This window comes from Klebsiella sp. KP20-425-1 (assembly GCF_025813515.1).
In the GTDB taxonomy this organism is placed as follows: Bacteria; Pseudomonadota; Gammaproteobacteria; order Enterobacterales; family Enterobacteriaceae; genus Klebsiella; species Klebsiella pneumoniae.
The window spans coordinates 2,175,247-2,195,395 of record NZ_CP109614.1 but is presented as its reverse complement, the minus strand read 5'-3'; the positions used below and the strand labels follow the sequence as shown (position 1 = coordinate 2,195,395).

The 20,149-nt window shown below is 61.1% G+C and carries 18 protein-coding genes and 1 pseudogene; 5 read left to right on the top strand and 14 right to left on the bottom strand.

Going from position 1 to position 20,149, the window contains the following annotated elements; all coding sequences use genetic code 11:
• Positions 1 to 1,158 (bottom strand): M20 aminoacylase family protein, encoded by a 1,158-nt coding sequence (locus OHJ17_RS10725; RefSeq protein WP_032432484.1) that lies wholly within the window; start codon positions 1,156 to 1,158, stop codon positions 1 to 3.
• 295 nt (positions 1,159 to 1,453) lie between these two features.
• Here OHJ17_RS10725 and OHJ17_RS10720 point away from each other — a divergent pair, with 295 nt between their 5' ends.
• From OHJ17_RS10720 to OHJ17_RS10705, 4 genes are all read left to right on the top strand, one after another.
• Positions 1,454 to 2,653 (top strand): MFS transporter, encoded by a 1,200-nt coding sequence (locus OHJ17_RS10720; RefSeq protein WP_004148650.1) that lies wholly within the window; start codon positions 1,454 to 1,456, stop codon positions 2,651 to 2,653.
• Positions 2,654 to 2,769: 116 nt separating this feature from the next.
• The gene (locus tag OHJ17_RS10715; RefSeq protein WP_009486106.1) at positions 2,770 to 3,204 is read left to right on the top strand and encodes a VOC family protein; all 435 of its coding nucleotides are present in this window, start codon (positions 2,770 to 2,772) and stop codon (positions 3,202 to 3,204) included.
• Between the two features lie 565 nt (positions 3,205 to 3,769).
• Positions 3,770 to 5,002 carry a multidrug efflux MFS transporter MdtM gene (locus tag OHJ17_RS10710; RefSeq protein ID WP_002908368.1) on the top strand — a complete coding sequence of 411 codons (1,233 nt, stop codon included), beginning with the start codon at positions 3,770 to 3,772 and terminating at the stop codon, positions 5,000 to 5,002.
• Between the two features lie 36 nt (positions 5,003 to 5,038).
• Entirely contained in the window at positions 5,039 to 5,431 is a 393-nt protein-coding gene (locus OHJ17_RS10705) for a VOC family protein (RefSeq protein ID WP_009486105.1), read from the top strand.
• 128 nt (positions 5,432 to 5,559) lie between these two features.
• Here the strand turns inward: OHJ17_RS10705 and OHJ17_RS10700 are convergent, their stop codons facing one another.
• The 9 genes and pseudogenes from OHJ17_RS10700 to OHJ17_RS10660 form a co-directional block, all read right to left on the bottom strand.
• Positions 5,560 to 6,147, bottom strand: a complete 588-nt coding sequence (locus tag OHJ17_RS10700) for a DUF1062 domain-containing protein (RefSeq protein WP_004151162.1) — start codon at positions 6,145 to 6,147, stop codon at positions 5,560 to 5,562.
• 298 nt (positions 6,148 to 6,445) lie between these two features.
• Positions 6,446 to 7,168 carry an amino acid ABC transporter ATP-binding protein gene (locus OHJ17_RS10695; protein WP_004189541.1) on the bottom strand — a complete coding sequence of 241 codons (723 nt, stop codon included), beginning with the start codon at positions 7,166 to 7,168 and terminating at the stop codon, positions 6,446 to 6,448.
• Positions 7,155 to 7,919 carry an amino acid ABC transporter permease gene (locus OHJ17_RS10690; protein ID WP_004151161.1) on the bottom strand — a complete coding sequence of 255 codons (765 nt, stop codon included), beginning with the start codon at positions 7,917 to 7,919 and terminating at the stop codon, positions 7,155 to 7,157. Before OHJ17_RS10690 ends, OHJ17_RS10695 begins: the two co-directional genes overlap by 14 nt.
• Before the next feature lie 63 nt (positions 7,920 to 7,982).
• Positions 7,983 to 8,750: a basic amino acid ABC transporter substrate-binding protein gene (locus OHJ17_RS10685; RefSeq protein ID WP_002908376.1), complete on the bottom strand. Its 768-nt coding sequence runs from the start codon at positions 8,748 to 8,750 to the stop codon at positions 7,983 to 7,985.
• Between the two features lie 92 nt (positions 8,751 to 8,842).
• Positions 8,843 to 9,776, bottom strand: a pseudogene (locus tag OHJ17_RS10680) (MurR/RpiR family transcriptional regulator).
• Complete coding sequence (locus OHJ17_RS10675; RefSeq protein WP_072196946.1) at positions 9,742 to 10,719, bottom strand: ABC transporter substrate-binding protein; 978 nt, start codon at positions 10,717 to 10,719, stop codon at positions 9,742 to 9,744. The pseudogene OHJ17_RS10680 and the gene OHJ17_RS10675 overlap by 35 nt, the downstream one beginning before the upstream one ends.
• Entirely contained in the window at positions 10,709 to 11,761 is a 1,053-nt protein-coding gene (locus tag OHJ17_RS10670; protein ID WP_032432481.1) for a FecCD family ABC transporter permease, read from the bottom strand. The genes OHJ17_RS10675 and OHJ17_RS10670 overlap by 11 nt, the downstream gene beginning before the upstream one ends.
• Positions 11,758 to 12,783, bottom strand: coding sequence for a FecCD family ABC transporter permease (locus OHJ17_RS10665; protein WP_023283848.1), 1,026 nt, complete (start codon positions 12,781 to 12,783; stop codon positions 11,758 to 11,760). Before OHJ17_RS10665 ends, OHJ17_RS10670 begins: the two co-directional genes overlap by 4 nt.
• Entirely contained in the window at positions 12,780 to 13,601 is an 822-nt protein-coding gene (locus OHJ17_RS10660; RefSeq protein WP_002908416.1) for an ABC transporter ATP-binding protein, read from the bottom strand. Before OHJ17_RS10660 ends, OHJ17_RS10665 begins: the two co-directional genes overlap by 4 nt.
• Before the next feature lie 505 nt (positions 13,602 to 14,106).
• On the opposite strand from OHJ17_RS10660, the gene OHJ17_RS10655 reads away from it, so the two are divergent.
• Complete coding sequence (locus OHJ17_RS10655; protein WP_004891261.1) at positions 14,107 to 16,179, top strand: TonB-dependent siderophore receptor; 2,073 nt, start codon at positions 14,107 to 14,109, stop codon at positions 16,177 to 16,179.
• 227 nt (positions 16,180 to 16,406) lie between these two features.
• Here OHJ17_RS10655 and OHJ17_RS10650 read toward each other — a convergent pair whose 3' ends face one another.
• From OHJ17_RS10650 to OHJ17_RS10635, 4 genes are read right to left on the bottom strand one after another with little or no spacing between them, the layout of a single operon-like run.
• On the bottom strand, positions 16,407 to 17,180 hold the full coding sequence (locus OHJ17_RS10650) for an ABC transporter ATP-binding protein (RefSeq protein WP_039818293.1): 774 nt from the start codon (positions 17,178 to 17,180) through the stop codon (positions 16,407 to 16,409).
• The gene (locus OHJ17_RS10645) at positions 17,174 to 18,169 is read right to left on the bottom strand and encodes an ABC transporter permease (protein ID WP_004148681.1); all 996 of its coding nucleotides are present in this window, start codon (positions 18,167 to 18,169) and stop codon (positions 17,174 to 17,176) included. The genes OHJ17_RS10650 and OHJ17_RS10645 overlap by 7 nt, the downstream gene beginning before the upstream one ends.
• The gene (locus tag OHJ17_RS10640; RefSeq protein ID WP_039818292.1) at positions 18,150 to 19,187 is read right to left on the bottom strand and encodes an ABC transporter substrate-binding protein; all 1,038 of its coding nucleotides are present in this window, start codon (positions 19,185 to 19,187) and stop codon (positions 18,150 to 18,152) included. Before OHJ17_RS10640 ends, OHJ17_RS10645 begins: the two co-directional genes overlap by 20 nt.
• Complete coding sequence (locus tag OHJ17_RS10635) at positions 19,184 to 20,146, bottom strand: ABC transporter substrate-binding protein (RefSeq protein WP_004175710.1); 963 nt, start codon at positions 20,144 to 20,146, stop codon at positions 19,184 to 19,186. The genes OHJ17_RS10640 and OHJ17_RS10635 overlap by 4 nt, the downstream gene beginning before the upstream one ends.
• Between the last annotated feature and the right edge of the window lie 3 nt (positions 20,147 to 20,149).

Genomic DNA, 20,149 nt, shown 5'->3' with positions numbered 1-20,149 from the left:
TTACGCCGCCGGCAGCTGTTTCTCCACCAGCCCCACCCAGATGGCGACGCCGGGGCCGATCAGCGCATCGTTAAAGTCATAGCTGGCGTTATGCAGCGGCTTCGACGGGGTTTCGCCGTCGGTGCCTATCCAGAAATAGGCCCCCGGACAGGCCTCCAGCATGCAGGCAAAATCTTCGGAGGCCATCGACGGCGCCTGATTCCAGCGCACCGCTTGCGCGCCGAGAGTGGCGACGGCCACCTCGCGCACCTGCTGCGCCTGCAGCGCATGGTTTTTGGTCACCGGATAACCCGGGAACCAGCTAATCTCGCCCTGCACATCGGACACCTGCGGCTGGGTCGCCACATAGCTTTCGATAAGCTCCCGCACGCGGGCGCGAACGCGATTGCTCAGGCAGCGGAAGGTACCGCGCAGCACCACGGTGTCCGGCAGGACGTTGATCGCCTCGCCGCCGTTTATCTGGGTGATGCTGACCACCGCGGAATCCTGCGGCGACAAGCGGCGGGAAGGAATGGTCTGCAGCGCCATTATCAGCTGCGCCGCCGCGACGATCGGATCGGCCCCGCTCTCCGGCATCGCCGCATGACAGCTCTTTCCGCGCAGGGTGATCTCGAAGGCGTCCAGCGAGGCCATCATCGCGCCATCGCTGAGCGCCACTTCGCCAAGAGGGATCCCCGGCCAGTTATGCAGCGCGTAGATGGCGTCCATCGGGAAGCGCTCGAACAACCCCTCCTCCACCATTTTGCGCGCGCCGCCGAGGTTCTCTTCCGCCGGCTGGAAGACAAAGTGGACGGTGCCGCTGAAATGGCGGGTCTGCGCCAGATGGGCGGCGGCCGCCAGCAGCATCGCGGTGTGTCCATCGTGGCCGCAGGCGTGCATCACCCCGGCGCGGCGTGAACGGTAGCTGACGCTCCCCAGCTCGGTGATCGGCAGGGCGTCCATATCGGCGCGCAGGCCGATAACCGGCCCGGGGCCGTTCTCCAGCGTCGCCACGACGCCGGTGCCGGCCAGCCCGCGATGCACCTGCAGCCCAAACGAGGCCAGCAGCTCCGCAACGCGGCGCGAGGTCTCCTGCTCCTGATATCCGAGCTCAGGCGCGGCGTGAAATTCACGTCGCCAGCCAACGGCTTCGGCGATCAGTGACGGCGATACGGCCATGTATTACTCCTTTCCTGCATAGCGTAATGCTGAATAATCGGTCATGCGTCGCGTTTTTCCCCGTCGCTCACCGGCGTCGGGGCGCTGCCGCTCCCTCCGTTATATCCTGTCGTTACCACGCTGACAACGTCACGAAATGCGGCGGCGGCGCGGCGTACAGCCCACCTGCCGCCCTGCGGCCCTTTTTTGGTAGTGATTTCAACGGTGACAACGGCCAGTCGATTAATTATTATGCAACTCAGGACGGCAATTTGCCGAAGGATCCACTACTGACCTCTCCGTCATCGGAAATAAAATGTTTAACCCAGACCAGAATCGTCTTGCCCCCACGCTGGCGATGATCATGGCCGCGTCGCTTGTGGGATTTATCACCGGCTATACGGTGCCGTTAATCAGTCTTGAGCTGGCGCAGCAGCAGATCGCGCCGCTGTACGTCGGCCTGCTGGCCGCCCTGCCGCCCGCCGGCATGATGATCTCCTCTTTCCTCTCTCCTGCGCTGTGCCGGCGCGTTGAAATGGGCGTGCTGCTGAGCGGCAGTCTGATCCTGCTGGCGCTGGCGACCATCGCCTCATGCATGACTACCGATATGACGCTGCTTTTGCTGCCGCGCCTGCTGACCGGCCTGGCCTCCGGGGTCATTATCGTACTCGGCGAAAGCTGGATCACCGGCGGCGCGGCGGGCAGCCAGCGCGCTACCCTCACCGGTCTCTACGCCTCGGCCTTTACCGGCTGCCAGCTGGCCGGGCCGCTGCTGATCTCCGTCGGCCCCGCCTGGCAGACATCAGCGCTGATAGCGATTGTCGCGGTCACCGCCGTCTGCCTGCTGATGCTGCGCCATCTGCCCACCGGCACTCGTGAAAGCCTCGGGGAGCGCGCCAGCTGGCGCAGCCTCGGCGCCTTTCTGCCGGTACTGGCCTCCGGGGTCTTCTGCTTCGCCTTCTTTGACGCCAGCATCCTCGCCCTGCTGCCGCTGTACGGCATGGACAAAGGGCTGAATGAAGGGCTGGCGGTGCTGCTGGTCACCGTGGTGCTGACCGGAGATGCGATGTTCCAGACCCCGCTCGGCTGGCTGGCCGACCGGGTCGGGATTCGCCGCGTGCATCTGAGCTGCGCGGTGGTTTTCAGCCTGTCGCTGCTGGCCCTGCCGCTGATGCTCGGCTCGCGCATTCAGCTGATGGCCATTTGTCTGCTGCTGGGCGCCGCGGCGGGTGCGCTTTATACCCTGTCGCTGGTGCGGGCGGGGAAAACCTTCAATGGGCAGAAGCTGATTATGATTAACGCACTGTTCGGCTTTTTCTGGTCCGCCGGCAGCGTTGCCGGGCCGGTAGTCAGCGGCATGCTGATCGGCATCACTGGTTACGATGGCCTGATCGTCACCCTGGTGGCCAGCGGCGTACTGTTCCTGTTGATTCAGTGTCTGTGCAAAAACGAGAAAACCCTGCTTGCCAGTGAGCAGGAAGATGACATGGACGAGGCGACGGAGTCCGCACGGTAGTCCTCACGGGCTGGCCTGGCGCCAGCCCTTTTTTATGGCCCTCACCGGAGGGTATCCTGTTCTTGCTGGCTCACTGCTGTTAACCATTGCCGGCCCCCCAGCCGAAAGGAAATCCCATGGAAAGTAATACCTTACATCGTGGCAGATTGATCGATCATATTCTGCTGGTTGTCGAAGACTTTGAGGCAAGCAAAAACTTCTATACCGCCGTACTGTCGGCGCTGGAGATCCCGGTTATCACCACCGCCAATGAATACTTGCTGGCCGACGAACTGGTGGTGGCCTCACGCCGCAGCCCGGAGGCTGCCGGGAAACTGACTGGGCGCCACCACCTGGCATTCCAGGCCAGAGATCGTGACATGGTGGACGCTTTTTACCATGCGGCGCTGACCCATGGCGGACGTGATAACGGCGCGCCTGGCGAACGACACTATCATCCTGGTTACTATGCCGCTTTTGTGCTGGATCCGCAGGGGAATAATATTGAGGCGGTGTACCATGGCAAGGTTGAGCGCAGCGCCGGGTCTGTTGCGATCAGCTTCACGCAGTAAGCGGGCGAAAGTCACATTTCCTTACCTGCGCAATTCCCATAATAAATGTGGGTGTTATCATTTCCTTAATGAATAATTCATACCCATAGCTGAGGCGTCGATGCTGGAAAACCTAATCATCTGATAATCAGACTTCCGACCATCACTGGCCGGACTGATTATCACTGCGCTGAAATCGAATGCGGACACTGGCGAGTGTTCGCCTATTTTGCCCATGATGATGACAAAGGTTTCCCGGTATGAATGTTTTCCCTCAGGAGCAAGCGACTTTATTCATTCTCGTCCCCTGCGGACAAACGCTCCACATCCACGCGATGGCAGCGAGACCCCTCCCTCGCATAAGAAACGTCACCCCCAGCCAGTTAACCCGGTGCGTTATCCCTCTGCCATGCTCGATCACTCCCTCTGCATGCCGTTGCGTTGCCTTACCCAATGACAGTCGCCGGGCGAATTTTATCTTTCGGTTTGTCATTCCGCGGCCAGCCTGTGACGACAGCCGCAAGGGATCCACATCAACCAGGCCCCGATACCAGGGAAACCGTCACCGACCAGGGAGTCTTCGCGTATGAAATTAGCGTTGGGACCGTACATCCGTTTTAGCAGAATCTTGTTATTTCCGCTGGCGATGGTTATCTATGATTTTTCTGCTTATCTGACTACCGATCTCATTCAGCCGGGTATTATCCACATCATCCGGGAATTTGAGGCTGATGTTGCGTTAGCCCCGGCCTCTGTCAGCCTCTATTTAGCCGGGGGGCTGGCATTACAGTGGCTGCTGGGGCCGCTCTCCGACCGCATTGGTCGCCGCCCCGTACTACTGACCGGAGCCATCATCTTTGCTTTGGCCTGCTTCAGCATGATCTTTGTCACGTCGATTGATCAATATCTTATCGCCCGTTTTATCCAGGGAACCAGTATCTGCTTCATTTCGACAGTCGGTTATGTCTCCATCCAGGAGGCTTTTGATGAAAAAGAGTCTATCCGCATTATGGCGGCGCTGACATCCATCGTTTTGCTGGCGCCGGTAATCGGGCCCCTGGCGGGCGCTGGCCTGATGAATTTCCTGCACTGGAAGTTATTGTTTGCGATCATCGGCGCCATGAGCTTGCTGGCCTGGGCGTTACTGATTTTTAACATGCCAGAAACGGTCACCTCTCAGGGCCGGGGGTTTCGTCCGGGAGAGGTATTTTCCGAGTTTGTCCGCGCCTTTAAACAGCCGGTGGTGCTCACGGGCGCGCTGGCGTTGTCATTCAGTAACCTGCCGATAATCACCTGGGTAGCACTCTCTCCGGTGATCCTGATCGATGACGGCGGGATGTCGCGCGGCGCCTATGCCTGGACCCAGGTGCCTGTCTTTGGCGGCGTTATTATTGCCAGCATCATCGTGGCCCGTTTTATCAAGGATCCGACCTCTCCCCGCTTTATCTGGCGCACTATCCCGATACAGCTGACCGGGTTGTTGGTATTACTGGCGGGAAATATTGCATGGCCCCATACCTGGTGGTGGTCCGTTTCAGGAACAAGTCTCTATGCCCTCGGAACAGGCCTGTTGTTCCCCGTATTATTCCGTTTTGCGCTTTTTTCCCACTCCCTGCCGAAAGGGACGGTTTCAGCCACCATCAACATTGTGGCGCTCAGTTTTATGGCGGCCTCGGTGGAAGTAGCGCGCTGGGTTTACTTCCAGGCTGGCGGCAGAATTGCTTTTCACTGCCTGGCGCTGATAGCAGGAATCGTCGTCATCATGCTGGTCTCGCGCTTGTTAAAACTCCGTCAGCAACATCTTCTTCAGCCAGCCTGAAGGTTTAGGCCTTTTTGCCCGCAACAGGAGAACACTATGTTTTCATACATTATGCTGGGAACGAACGATCTGCCACGCGCCATCAAGTTCTATGACCCGTTAATGGCGCTGCTGGGGCACGTCAAAGCCGGCCGTAACGAACAGGGGGCGTCCTGGGGCACCTTCAACGGCAATCACACCTGCGGGCTGTGCGTGGGCGTTCCTTTTGACCAGCAGCCTGCCGGGGTGGGTAATGGAACGATGGTGGCGCTTAACGCCCGCTCCGTCGCACATATTGCGGAACTGCATGCCCTCGCCCTGCAACTCGGCGGACGTGACGAAGGCGGTCCCGGTCACCGGCCGCAGTATGGCGACGGTTTTTACAGCGCCTACGTCCGCGATCCCGACGGCAATAAGCTGGCGTTTGTTTACTATGCGTCTGCAGATTGAATGGCTGCAGCGGAGGTGGCTTATGCAGACGGAGATAAGGGAGTCAGGACGGCCAACTTCGCCGTCCTTATTCACCGAGGAATAAAAAAGCCAGCAGCTCAAGCGCTGCGGCTTATCTTCCCGGCAAGTTATCTACCGCAAAGTGATAACGTAATCCGGCGTCGCGCATACAGCGTTTCCGCCGCCAGCTGAAAATCATATTCCATCGCCTTCAGCTTTTTCGTCTTGAGCTGTTTTAGTGGAATACCCTCGATATGCCCTGTCGCGACCAACCACCGGATTTCAGCCGTACTCAGCTTGAGCTGTTTTTTCAGTATTGATAGCAGGCTGATGCGAAATGGCTGACTGACTCTGACGCGCACCGTTATCCGCTGACATGCCATCAACGTAACCGACCATTGCTCGTGAATACGAAAATCAGGTTGCCCCGACGGCTCGGCGCGGTTGCGCTTCAGCGTCGCGAGGTCAGCGGCATAATAGTGAACCATGGCTGCATCGTTCTGCAGCAGGCGCTGAAGCAGTTCACGGTTTATCTTGCTGACGTGCAGCCTGGAAAACAGGGCGATATTCCAGGTGTAATCGCAGCGCGTGCATTTATAGATGCTCCAGATATCCAGCAGCTTCTTTTGCGAATTCACCCGGATGGCGCCGGAAGGCGCAAAGTCGCGTTTTACATTGCAGGCGGGGCAGCGTTTGGCAATGTGCTGATACCCCACGGGCGTGACCGTCCATGTAACTGTCATAACGTACCTTTTTTAACCCATACGAAACCGAGTCCGTGATTAACGGACCATGATTTTTGGCGTATGAAAAATAGTTAATCGCTATTTTTCAGTGGGTTAAAAAAAGATTTCCAACGTTATTTTCCTGGAGAAGTCCTAATCGACACCCTGAGATTAACAAAGGGGTTATCGCGGGATATATGAGCCCAGTCAATGTTTGCGCGGATGATTAAAAGCTTCGTCAATACACTCGGAATGCTCAGCGGGCTGGCATCGCGCCAGCCCGCCCGGTTTACAGCACCTTGCTGAGGAACGCGGCGGTGCGTGGGTTGGTCGGCGCGCTAAAGATCTGCCCCGGCTTGCCCTCTTCCTGAATCACGCCCTGGTCGATGAAGATCACCCGGTCGGCTACTTCACGGGCAAAGCCCATTTCGTGAGTCACGATCACCATGGTCATCCCCTCGCTGGCGAGGTTTTTCATCACCTCCAGCACGTCGCCCACCAGCTCCGGATCCAGCGCCGACGTGGGCTCATCGAACAGCATTATCGACGGCTTCATCGCCAGCGCGCGGGCGATGGCTACCCGCTGCTGCTGGCCGCCGGACAGGCTCGAGGGCCAGGCGTCGCGCTTATCGCTTAAGCCCACCTTCGCCAGCAAGGCTTCCGCCAGGTCGACCGCCTGCTGGCGCGGCATATTGCGCAGATTCATCGGCGCCATGATCAGGTTTTCCAGCACCGTCATGTGCGGGAACAGGTTAAAGCGCTGGAACACCATGCCGACGCTTTCGCGCATCTTGTTGAGGTCGGTGGTCCGGTCGTGGGCGGCAAAGCCGTTAACCACCACCTCGCCTTCGCTGACCGTCTCCAGGGCGTTCATGCAGCGCAGGAAGGTGCTTTTCCCCGAGCCGGATGGGCCGATGATGCACACCACTTCCTGCGGTTTAATATCGCAGCTGATGCCGCGCAGCACGTGGCTGTCGCCGAAGCGCTTATGTAAGTTATTAATGTGAATCACTTTTGCCAAACCTCTTTTCCAGACGGTTAACCAGCTGCGCCAGCAGGAAGGTGATCACCCAGTAGACCAGAGAGATGGTCAGGTAGGGTTCCCAGTAGGTGGCGTAGGCGCCGGAGACGGTGCGCGCGGCATAGGCCAGATCGGCCAGGCCGATCGCCGAGGCCAGCGACGAGTCTTTGACAATGGCGATGGCGTTATTGCCCAGCGGCGGCAGAATACGGCGAAACGCCTGCGGCAGGATCACCTTGCGCATGGTTTTCCACCACGGCATGCCCAGCGCGCGGGAGGCCTCCATCTGCCCTTTGTCGATCGACTGGATGCCGGCGCGGAAAATCTCCGACACATAGGCTCCGGCGTTAAGGGTGATCGCCACGATGCAGGAGAGGAACGCCCCGTAGCTGGCGCGCAGTTCGCGGGCAAAGTCGGCGCTCATCAGGCCGCTGGTCACCAGCAGGCCGTCGCGCGGATTGATAAACAGCGGCACCAGCGCAAAGTGCACCACCATAATCTGCACGAACAGCGGCGTGCCGCGGAAGGCGCTGACGTAAAAGCGCACCGGAAACTGCACCAGGTAGCGGAGAATATATTTCCACGGCCCGTGCTCGGCCTTCGCCATCCGCCCGAGACCGAGAGTTAACCCCCACAGCGTCCCGAGGATCACGCAGATAATGGTACATTTAATCGTCATCAGGGCGCCGTCCACAAACAGCGGGCCGTACTCCTCGATGATCTCCCAACGGAATCCCGTCATAGTCCTTCCCTAAAAAATACGGCTATCGCCTGGGCGATAGCCGTGGTCACTGAAAAAGGTGGATTATTGCGCTGGCAGCGTCGGCACGTTGTCGTCGAACCAGGTTTTATAGATTTTGGCGTAAGTCCCGTCAGCAACAATCTTTTGCAGCCCGGCGTTGATTTTGCCCAGCAGTTCACTGTTGCCTTTCGCCACCGCAATACCGAAATACTGACGCTCAAATTTGGCATCCGGCACCAGCTTGAACTGCTTCTCCGGGTGCTGTTTGATGTAGTACTTCACCACCCCGACGTCGCCAACCGCGGCGCTGACGCCGTCCTCAAACAGCTCCTGGAGCATCAGCGGGGTATTGTCGAAGCGCTTGATCGCGGTGCTGTTTTTACCCAGCACCTCAGAAACCACGATATCGCCGGTGCTGGAGTTCACCACCCCGACCTTCTCGTTTTTCAGGGCCGCCAGCGAATCCACCTGCGAGTCCTGAGCGACGACGATAGACTGTTCGGCCGGGAAGTACGGCGCGGAGAAATCGACCATCTGTTTGCGTTTATCGGTGATGGTGATCCCGGAGATGATGATGTCGCGGTCGCCGGTGTTCAGCGTGGCGAAGATGCCTTCCCATGGGGTATTGACCAGCTTAACGTCAAAGCCTTCGGCTTTGGCGATGGCTTTGATGATGTCGATGTCGAAACCTTCCAGCTGTTTCTGGCTATTTTCAAATTCAAACGGCCGGTAGGTGCCGCCGGAGCCGACGGTATAGGTTTCCGCAGCCGCCTGTCCGGCAGCCGTCAGCGCGGCTATCATGCAACACGCTTTGAGCAAATTCTTGACCATGAGATTTCCTTTTTATGCATTTATTTTGCATAAAAATACACACACTCACTTTTATATGCAACCGGAAACCTTCCCGCTGGTGAATTATCTTCTCAATGGCCCCGTTTACCGCCGGATTTACCGATAGCCCGATGCAGATCGTTGATTCGTTTCAGGGATTTCACCGTTTTTTGTGGCGTGGTAGAGGCCACCGACAGGACAATCATCTCGAGACAGACCAGCACCGTACCGTGCAGCGGCATCCGGCTACTGTCCCCGCCGCGCGGGACGTCGATCACCACCTGCGCCTCCTGGCTGAAGCGCGAGTCCACCGCCTGGGTCAGCAGGATGGTCGGAATACCCAGCCGCTTCGCCTCGCGCAGGGTGGTCAACCCTTCGCGATGGGGGGATTTTTGCCCCATCATGATCAGCACATCGCCGCGCTGCAGGCCGATAAGCTGTTCGGCAAGGCTAAAGCCCGTGCGGTTCATCACGTACGCCGGCAGGCCAATACGGCTGAACAACCGGGCGGTGTATTCGGCGAGGATCCCCGAGGCGCCGATACCGAAGATCCCCACCTGGCGCGCGTCGCTGAGCAATGCCACCGCCTGAGCCACCGCCGCGCGGTTGTCGGCCCGCGACAGGACCTCGCACACCCGCTGATGGCCTTCAAGCACAAAATCAATACTGGAGTTGACGTCGCTGGAGAGCGCGGTAACCGTCGAGCGCATCTTTTCCGCCGAGGTGACCGAGGTGCCGAACCAGCGCTCCATGGTCTGCTTAAGCTCGCGCAGCCCGGCGAAGCCCAGCGCCTGGATGGCACGCACCACCGTGGCGTCGGAGGTCTGGGTCGCGGTGGCGATCTCCATCGCCGTATGCTCCAGCACCACCTCGCGGTTGTCGTTGATATAGCTGACCACCGCCCGCAGCCGGGGGGAGAGCTGGTGCGCCCGGGCGCGATAGCGTTCGCCGAAAAGATCGACTTTGCCCTTCTCTTTTTTTAACGCGCTTTTCATTTGGCCTCCGCCGGGATCGGCCTGCCGGCAATATGCGACTGCACCTGGGCCACCATCAGGGACAGCGCGGCGTAGGAGTTAGAGATCACCTCTTCCCGCGGCAGTAAAATATAGTGCCCGGTGCGGCAAGCGCGCATAAAGTCACACCAGCCGGGCATCACGCCTTCCATCGCCTGCAGCTCATCCTGCGGCTTACCGCCGGTATCCGACCGCCAGGTGGCGAAGACAAAATCAGCGTCCAGCTCCGGCAGCTGTTCCGCGCTGACGTCAATGCGCTGACCATCGGGGATCCGCTCAATCAGCGGCGGAAAGCGGAACCCGGCGTCGCGCAGCACCCGGCCCAGCGCATGATACGAATGATGCACCGTGACCTTGCCGTTGTTCGCCTGGATCACTGAGACGCTGTACTGCGGTGGGTTGACCATCGCTTTCAGTTGTTTAATTTGTTCCTGATAGCGGCGCTCGAGGATCGCCAGCCGCGGCTGGGTGCCGGTCAGCTGCGCCAGCTTGCGGTAAATCTCCGGGGCGCTGCCCTGCAGATGATCGATGCTCACCGCCGGGGCAATCTTCTCCAGTTGCTCCACTGACACGTGGCGGCTGGGCTCAGTGATGATCAGATCCGGCCTGGCGGCGGCTACCGCTTCCAGATCGATATCGGCGGTGCCAATAAAGCGGATATCGCTGTTGTCGAAATCGACGCCGGTGAGCTGGGCGCTGGATCGCAGGTAGTGGCTACCGTCCGGGCGCGTCCGGCCGTGGCTGGCGATCGGCGGCGCCCCGAGCTCAATCAGCGGAATGGTAATATCGAGATCGTGCATCGAAACGATACGCTGCGGATGCAGCGGGACGGTGACGGTGCGGCCTAAATCATCGGTGAAAGTTTGAGTTTGTGGGTCGGCGGCGCTGACGGCCCCCGTCAGCAACAGCAGCAATGAGACGAACCAACGCATACTACCTTCCTGGTTAAAGGGCATCACGGCGACGCCAGAGCAAGATAACGAAGAACGGGCAGCCCACCAGGGCAATGACAATCCCCGCCGGGATCTGCAGCGGGGCAAACGCCAGCCGGCCAAGGGTATCGGTCGCCAGCACCAGCAAGGCGCCAATCAGCGCGCTGCCGCACAGCAGCGATACCTGGCCGCCGCGCAGCACAAAACGCGCCATATGCGGCGCCATCAGGCCCACAAAACCCAGGCTGCCGACGCAGGAGACGCTGGCCGAGGTCAGCAGCACCGGCGCAAAAAAGCGCAGCACCGTCAGCTGCTGCAGACGTACGCCGAGGCCGATGGCGGTCCGGTTGCCCAGCAGCGCCACGTCCGCCGCCCGGGCGGTACAGAACAGGATGATGGCCCCGGGCAGCGCCCAGCAAAAAGCCACCGCCAGCAGCGGCCAGGTGGCGGCCTGCAGGCTGCCCGCCAGCCAGATCATCGCCGTCTGCACGTCGCGTACGTCGGCGGTGGTCATAAAGATGCCGACCGCGGCCGCCAGGCTCCAGGAGACGCCGATGCCAATTAAAATAAAGCGCGGCCGCGAACAGTCGCGGGCCAGCGTCAGGACCAGCAGGGCCACCGCTATGCCGCCGACCATCCCCGCCAGCGGTCGCCAGACCAGGCCTACCGCCGGGAAAAACAGCACCAGCGCCAGGACCACGATGCTGGCCCCCTCTTTGACGCCGATCAGCCCCGGGTCGGCCAGCCCGTTACGGGTGATGCTCTGCATCGCCGCGCCGGCCAGCCCCAGCATGGCCCCGCACAGCAGCGCCATCAGGATCCGCGGCAGGCGGATATCAAACAGAATAAAGCGCGGCTGCTCGCCCATCTCCTGCGGCGCCAGCAGGGCTCGCGCCAGCGTCGACGCGGGCAGCGGATAGCTGCCGCGGCTAAGGCTGTACAGCCCCAGCGCCAGCAGCGTCAGCACTATGCTGGCGGCAATTTTTAACGCCGCAGGACGCAGCAGCAGATGACGGGAGGCGAAAGCCAGCGGCCGAAAACCGGCCCGGTGAACGGCGCGCGTCATTTAAAAAACCTCGCGGCGATAAAGATAAACAACGGCGCGCCCACCAGGGCGGTCATCGCCCCGGTCGCCAGCTCCTGCGGCGCGACCAGCGTCCGGGCGGCGATATCCGCCAGCACCAGCGCCAGCGCTCCCACCGGCGCGGCCAGGGGCAGCGCCAGGCGGATATCTTCCGTCACCAGACGGCGCACCACGTGCGGCACCACCAGCCCGACGAAGCCGATCGGCCCGGCCACCGCCACCGCCGCGCCGCAGAGCAGCGCAATCGCCAGCAGGCCCAGCAGCCTCGTCTGGACGAGATTAACGCCAAGGCCCAGCGCCACCTTATCCCCCAGCGCCAGCACGTTGAGGCGTGGGGCAATGAGCAGCGCGACGCCAAGGCCGATCAGCGCCGGGACCAGCGCCGTCTGCAGCGTGCTCCAGTTCAGTCCGGCCAGGTCGCCGGCCAGCCAGGTGCGCATCGCCAGCAGCGTCTGTTCATCGAGAATTAATATCGCCGCCGTCACCGCCGACGCAAACCCTGACAGCGCCACTCCGCACAACGTGATGCGCAGCGGCGTCGCCCCGCCGCGCCCGGCAGAGGCCAGCGCCATCACGCCACCGAACAGCAGCCCCGCGCCGCAGGCGGCGGTCAGCGGGCGCCCGGCGGGGAAAGCGCCGAAGGACAGGCCCAGCGCCGAGGTCGCCACCACCGCCAGCGAGGCGCCGGCGTTAAGCCCGAGAATATGCGGCTCGCCAAGCGGGTTACGGATCACCGTCTGCAGCAGCAGCCCGGCGACGCCGAGCGCCGCGCCGGTCAGCAGCGCCGCCGCCAGCCGCACCAGACGCAGATCGATGATAATCCGCTGCTCAAAGTTACGCGGATCGTACTCCAGCAGCGCCTGCAGCACCGTCTGCGGGCCGATCCAGCGGGCGCCTAAGCCAAGATGCACCAGCGAGGCGGCGATAAGCAGCAGCGTTAGCAGAAGCAGCGCCAGCCGGGGGCGGGGGCGACGCCGCGCGGAAAGCAGGATGGCCACGCTCATTGTGCCGCTGCCTGGCGGGCGCGAAACGGCATAAAGAAGGGTTTGCCGGTTTGCGGGTTAATCGACATCTGCACGTCAACGTCAAACACGCGTTTAATCAGCTCAGGGCTACAGACGTCGTTGTCGCTAATCGTGCCGGCGATGCGCCCCTGTTTAAGGAATACCAGCAGATCGGCGTAGTTCACCGCAAAGTTAAGGTCATGGAGCACCGTCACCACCGTGCGGCCATGTTCGCGGGTGAGGGTCTGGAGCAGCTCAAGGATATCGACCTGATAGCGCAGATCGAGCCAGGTGGTCGGCTCATCGAGCAGAATGGTGGCCGTTTGCTGGGCCAGCGCCATGGCGATCCAGCAGCGCTGACGCTGGCCGCCGGAGAGGCTGTCCACCGGCAGATGGGCGAATTCGGCGGTACCGGTTAAGCGCAGCGCCTCCTCTACCGCCAGCTCATCGGCCTCGGACCACTGGCGCATCAGCCCCTGCCACGGGTAGCGCCCGCGCGAGACCAGCTCGAAAACGGTCAATCCTTCCGGGGTCAACGGCGATTGCGGGAGGATGCCCAGCTGGCGCGAGACGGCTTTCGTCGGCATCTGGTGAATGGCTTGCCCGTCCAGACGCACACAGCCGCCGAGCGGTTTCAGCATTCTGGCGATGGTCGAGAGCAGCGTGGATTTGCCGGATCCGTTCGCCCCGGCCAGCACCGTCATTTTGCCGGTGGGAATGGTCAGGTTGATATCGTCAACGATCAGGGTCTGGCCGTAGCCGGCCGACAGGGCATCCAGTACGATCCCCTGCTCTGCAGGTTTCACCCGCTGTGGCATAACTCGCTCCTGCGCCGCAGCGTTCCAGGCGATAGCTGGACATTCTGCAGTCAAATCAAAATAAATCTCATTCTCTTTTGATCATGACGGGGATGAATGTAGTAGTCAATACTCGCCATCGTCTTCAGACGGGGACGCTGACTACAGCGAGACTGTGCCAACGCAATATAATTAAAATAAAATAATATCAGATAGATAACTACAGAACATTCCCTACTGGAGATGTTTAAAACGTCCTGTTCCTCGCCGCTGAATTTTTATCTTGCATAACGTTTACTACTACATCCCTTCATGATTGAATGATTCTCAATTACACATCTGAAGGCGCATTCAGACGCTAAACAGAGTGCTTTTATTATTCAGGGCAATGATTTTATTGGCTTAATCTGACCGCAAAGGCAGATTCGTTCACGAGAAACAGATAATGACTCAACCCCATGTCGCCTGCAGGACGTTGCCAGGGCGCGCGCTTTTTTCGCTTCTTTTTTTAGCCTCACCGGGATTAATGGCCGCCGACAATCGCGCGGCGAAAAGTACTAACGACGCGGAAGAGACCATCACCGTAGTGGCCGACGGCGCGCAGCAAAGCGCCACCAGCGGCTATCAGCCGCTCAGCTCCGCCACCGCGACGCTAACCTCGATGCCGCTGCTGGATATTCCCCAGGTGGTCAATACCGTCAGCGATCGGGTTCTCGAAGATCAGCACGCCACCTCACTCGATGAGGCGCTGTATAACGTCGCTAACGTGGTGCAGACCAACACCCTCGGCGGTACCCAGGACGCCTTTACCCGCCGCGGCTTCGGCGCCAACCGCGACGGCTCGATCATGACCAACGGCCTGCGCACCGTGCTGCCGCGCAGCTTTAACGCCGCCACCGAACGGGTGGAAGTCCTGAAGGGGCCCGCCTCGACGCTGTACGGTATCCTCGACCCCGGCGGGCTGATCAACGTCATCACTAAACGGCCGGAGCGGCAGTTCTCCGGTTCGGTTTCCGGGACCTCCACCAGCTTTGGCGGCGGCACCGGCAGCGTCGACATCACCGGCCCCATCGAAGGCACAAATCTGGCGTACCGACTGATCGGCGAATATCAGAATGAGGATTACTGGCGCAATTTCGGTAAAAACAAAAGCAGCTTTATCGCCCCTTCCCTGACCTGGTTTGGCGAGCGGGCAACGGTGACCGCGTCCTATTCGCACCGCGACTACAGCGCCCCCTTTGATCGCGGCACTATCTTCGATCTGAATACCGGCCATGCGGTTAACGTCGATCGCAAAACCCGCTTCGATGAAGCGTTTAATATTACCGATGGCTATTCCGATCTCGCTCAGCTCAACGCCGAGTATCGCCTTAACGACGCCTGGACCGCGCGCTTCGACTACAGCTACAGCCAGGATCATTACAACGATAACCAGGCGCGGGTGATGGCCTATGATTCGGCGACCGGCAACCTCACCCGCCGGGTCGATGGTACCCACGGTTCAACGCAGAAGATGCACTCCACCCGCGCCGACCTGCAGGGCAACGTGGTAGTGGGCGGCTTTTATAACGAGCTGCTGACCGGCGTCGCCTATGAGAATTACGATCTGCTGCGCACCGATATGCTGCGCTGTAAGAACGTTAAAGGCTTTAACATCTATCATCCGGTCTACGGCACTCTCGACACCTGTAATACCGTCTCCGCCTCCGACAGCGACCAGCGGATCCAGCAGGAGAGCTATGCCGCATACGTGCAAGACGCGCTGTACCTGACCGACAACTGGATCGCCGTCGCCGGCGTGCGCTACCAGTACTACACCCAGTACGCCGGTAAAGGTCGACCGTTTAACGTCAATACCGACAGCCGCGATGAGAAATGGACGCCGAAAGCCGGCCTGGTCTACAAGGTCACGCCGAACGTCTCTCTGTTCGCCAACGTCGCCCAGTCGTTTATGCCGCAGTCGTCGATCGCCAGCTATATCGGCGAGCTGCCGCCGGAAGAGTCCACCTCTTACGAAGTGGGCGCCAAATTCGACCTGTTAAACGGCATTACCGCCAATATCGCGCTGTTTGATATTCACAAGCGTAACGTGCTGTACACCGAGAGCATTGGCGATGAGACGGTGGCCAAAACGGCGGGCAAAGTGCGTTCCCAGGGCGTGGAAGTGGATCTGGCCGGGTCCATCACCGATAACCTCAGCGTGATCGCCAGCTACGGCTACACCGACGCCAAAGTGCTGGAAGATCCGGATTACGCCGGGAAACCGCTGCCAAACGTACCGAAACATACCGGTTCGCTGTTCCTGACCTATGACATTCATAACGTCTATAACAGCAACACCCTGACCGTCGGCGGCGGCGGCCACGCGGTCAGCAAGCGTTCCGGCACCAACGGCGCGGATTATTATCTGCAGGGGTATGCGGTGGCGGATGTGTTTGCCGCCTATAAGATGAAGCTGCAGTATCCGGTGACGCTGCAGGTGAATGTGAAGAACCTGTTTGATAAGACCTATTACACTTCCTCGATCGGCACCAATAACCTCGGCAACCAGATTGGCGACCCGCGCGAAGTGCAGTTCACGGTGAAGATGGATTTTTAAGCCGGACCATGGCGTCGCGCCGGATATTCATTGCCGGGCGGCGCTGCGCTTGCGCCGGCCTACCTTTCCGTGACATTTGTCGCAGTTCGTAGGCCCGGTAAGGCGCAGCCGCCACCGGGCAAAAACAGGCGCCTGGCGCCGGATATTCATTGCCGGGCGGCGCTGCGTTTGCGCCGGCCTACCTTTCCGTGACATTTGTCGCAGCGCCACCGGGGAATGCGTTCAGCTTACCAGTCCGCCTCCTGGCCGAGGATGCGCAATATATCCTGACGATGCTGCAGCAGCTGCGGGTTATCGCGATGACGGGGAAAAGCCAGCGGCAGCGCAAACTCGGCGATAATCCGCCCCGGACGCGGCGACATCACCAGCACCCGCTCGCACAGCAGCAGCGCCTCTTCGATATCGTGGGTCACCAGCAGGCTGGTATACCCCTGCTGCTGCCAGAGGGCGATCAGCTCCCGCTGCATACTGATGCGGGTCAGCGAATCGAGTTTGCCCAACGGCTCGTCGAGCAGCAGCAGACGCGGTTCGTTCAACAAGGCGCGCGCCAGCGCCGCACGCTGCGCCATCCCCCCGGACAGCTGCCGCGGCCACGCCTCGCTGAAGGCCTGCAGCCCGATGCGGTCAATCAGCGCGTCTGCCTTCACCTCCAGCCCCTTTTTGCCCTGCGCCTGCGGGCCCAGCAGCACGTTCTGCCGCACCGTCAGCCACGGATAGAGCGTCGGATCCTGAAACACAAGGATCCGCTCCGGCCCCGGGGCGCCGAGCGCCGCGCCGTCGATCTGCATCTGTCCGCTCTGCCGCGCTTCCAGCCCCGCCAGCAGCCGCAGCAGGGTTGATTTACCGCAGCCGGAAGGGCCCAGCAGCGCCACGCTTTCCCCCGGGCGCAGCTGCAGGCTGATATTCTCCAGCACCGGTACCGTCTGTTTGCCAAGCGTAAACGCATGATGAAGATGGCTGATGGATACCGCCGCGCCGCGCGCTATCGTCTCGGTTACCATTGCATCCCTCCTCGCTGCCAGCTCAGCAGCCGGTCACGCAGCATAAATAATCCGCTTATCAGGCCGGAGCATAACAAGGCCATCACCAGCAGCGCGGCGTACATATTCGGATAGGCCGCCCAGCCCTGGGCCCACTGGAGGTAAAAGCCGATCCCCGACTTCACCCCGACCATTTCGGCGACAATCAGCACCGAAAACGACGCGCCGAGCCCCATAAACAGGCCGACAAAGACGTTCGGCAACGCGGCGGGGATCGCCACCCGCAGGATCAGGAAACGCTGGCTGGCGCCGAGGGTCCGCGCCACGTCGTACCACGCCTTATCAATGCCCATCACTCCGGACCAGGTCAGCACCGTGACCGGGAACCAGGTGCTCAGCGCGATCAAAAACACGCTGGCGCCGAAGCTCGAGGGAAAAATAAACAGGCACAGCGGCAGCAGCGCGGTGGACGGCACCGGCCCCAGCAGACGTAACACCGGATGCACCCAGTAGCCAATCCGTTGCGACCAGCCGATGGCCAGACCGGTGATGAACCCGCTGCTGGTACCCAGCAGCACACCGAGCCCCAGCAGCCCCAGGGAGTGCAGCAGGCTGTCGAGCAGGCGCGGCCAGTCGTCGTGCAGCACCTCGATCAGCGCCTGCGGCGGCGCGAAGAATGGTACCGGCAACACGGCAGTTTTGGCGGTCAGCCCTTCCCAGACAGCAAACAGCACCGGCAGCAGCGCCAGCCACTTGCCGGCATGCAGCACACGCGCGCCGCGCGCCCGCCAGTAGCGATAGCTCAGCGCCAGCAGCAGCAAGCCGCCGCCGAGGGTGAATTGCGCCAGCGCCCAGCCTTCGCTAAACGGCCAGCGCCGCCCGGCGTCGGGCCAGGTCAGAGTAAACAGACCGCCCAGCAGCCACAGCGCGGCGGCCAGCAGCCCTTCTCCCCACAGCGGCGCGCGGCCGGTGGGGCGCGCCAGAGCCTGCTCAGGCGAATACGTTGGCATAGATACTCTCCGCGAACTGATGGGGATCGGTACCCGGCTTGATCACCTGCACCCGCTGCAGGTCGACCGCATACTGCGTCAGCTCTTTCACGAACGCTTCGCCCACCGCGTGATGGCCGTGGCCCTGCCCGTGGAGGATGCCGCTCACCTCCGCTTCACTGGTATTCAGGGCATGGGCGAGGAAGGATTGCGCCACGCTTTCCGGATGCGCAGCGGCATAGCTGTGCGCCTCAAGGATCGCCTGGGTGAGCGCCGCGGCGGCCGGTTTATGGTCCCGCGCCAGGCTCCCGCTCACCCCCAGCACGCAGCAGCTGAGGTTGGCATAATCCCCGGTCATATTGCTGGCGATCAGCTGATACTTACCGGTCTCCAGCAGACGATAGCTGAACGGCTCGCTGCCGCTGATGGCGGCGATTTCGCGCTTGTCCAGCGCCACGCTGAGCAGATCCGCCGGGTAGACTTTCCACTGCACGTCGCTGATCGGGTCGATACCGTGGCGCTTAAGCAGAATGGCGAAGAAGTTTTTATCCGGTCCGGCCATGTCGGTGACGCCGATGGTTTGACCCTTCAGGCTCTCGAGGCCGCCGAACGGCGAGTCTTTGGCCGTCAGCAGGTTCAGACAGCCGCCGTGGGTCCCGGCGGTGAGCTTGACGTCAAAGCCCTGCTCCAGCGCCTTCAGCCAGCGCAGCGCCATCCCCACCCCGGCGTCGGCCTTACCGGTGGCGATCGCCTCCAGCAGCACATCGGTGGAGCTGCCGAAGTTAACAAACTCAACGTCGAGGTTGTATTTACTGAATATCTTCTGCTGCTCGGCGACGGCGACCGGCGCGAGGCATACCGCGCTTTTGTTGATCGCCAGCTTGATCTTGTAGGGCTGCGGCAGGCGCAGCGCCGGATGGGCATCGCCGCCGGCCATGTCCGCCATATCATGAGCCCACAGCGGCAGAGAGACCCCGGCCAGCGCCAGGCCGCCGCTGAGCTGTAAAAAACGGCGGCGGGAAAAAGTGGTTCTGGTCATGGCGTCACCTCGGCGGCGGGCACGCTAAAACGGCGGTCAAAGGTCGGCTTCACGTCCAGCCGGGTGCGGATCAGGCCGTTGGCGAGATAAAAGTCCGCCGTTGCCTGCTGCTGGGCCACTGTTTCCTCGGCCAGCGGCTGCCACTGCGACTGGCGGTTGGCAAACTGCGCGCGGGCGATCTCCGCCGGGAAGCGGATGATCTCCCCCAACGTTTTGCCGTAGCTGTCGAGATTGGCGTAGGCCCAGCGCTCGGCGCCGGCCAGGCGCTGGAGATAATCCTGCAGCGCGGCGCGTTTTTGCGGATCGTTAAGCGCGGAATCCGTTGCCGCGAGGAAGGTATTCCCCGGCAGCAGCCCTTTGCCGCTCACCAGGATCTGCCCCTCGTTGGTCTTCACCATTTGGGTGGTGTAGGGCTCCCAGGTCGCCCAGGCGTCCACCGAGCCGTTTAGCAACGCCACTTTGGCGTCCACCGGGCCGAGGAACACCCACTGCACCTCCTTCGGTGAAATCCCCGCCTGCTCCAGCGCTTTCAGCGCCACGAAATGACCAATCGACCCTTTACCGGTGGCGATGCGTTTGCCTTTTAAATCAGCGCCGCTTTTTAACGTGCTGCCGGGGGATACCAGCACCGCGGTCCCCGCCGGGTTGCTTTTATCCACGGCAATAGCTTTGACCGGCGCACCGTTGGCCAGGGCGAAGAGCAACGGCGCATCGCCGATGATCCCCGCGTCCACGGCGCCCGCGTTGAGGGCTTCCGCCAGCGGCGCGGCGGCCGGGAACTCGGCCCACTTAATGTCGTAAGGGAGATTTTGCAGGGCGTTGGCCGCCTCCAGCTGCGAACGCATGCCGCCTTTTTGATCGGCGATACGCAGGGTAAGCCGCTCCTGCGCTGTCGCGTAGCCGCCCAGCGCCAGCAGCATCAGCGCGGCCGCCACCCGGCCTGAAAATGATAGACGCATCGT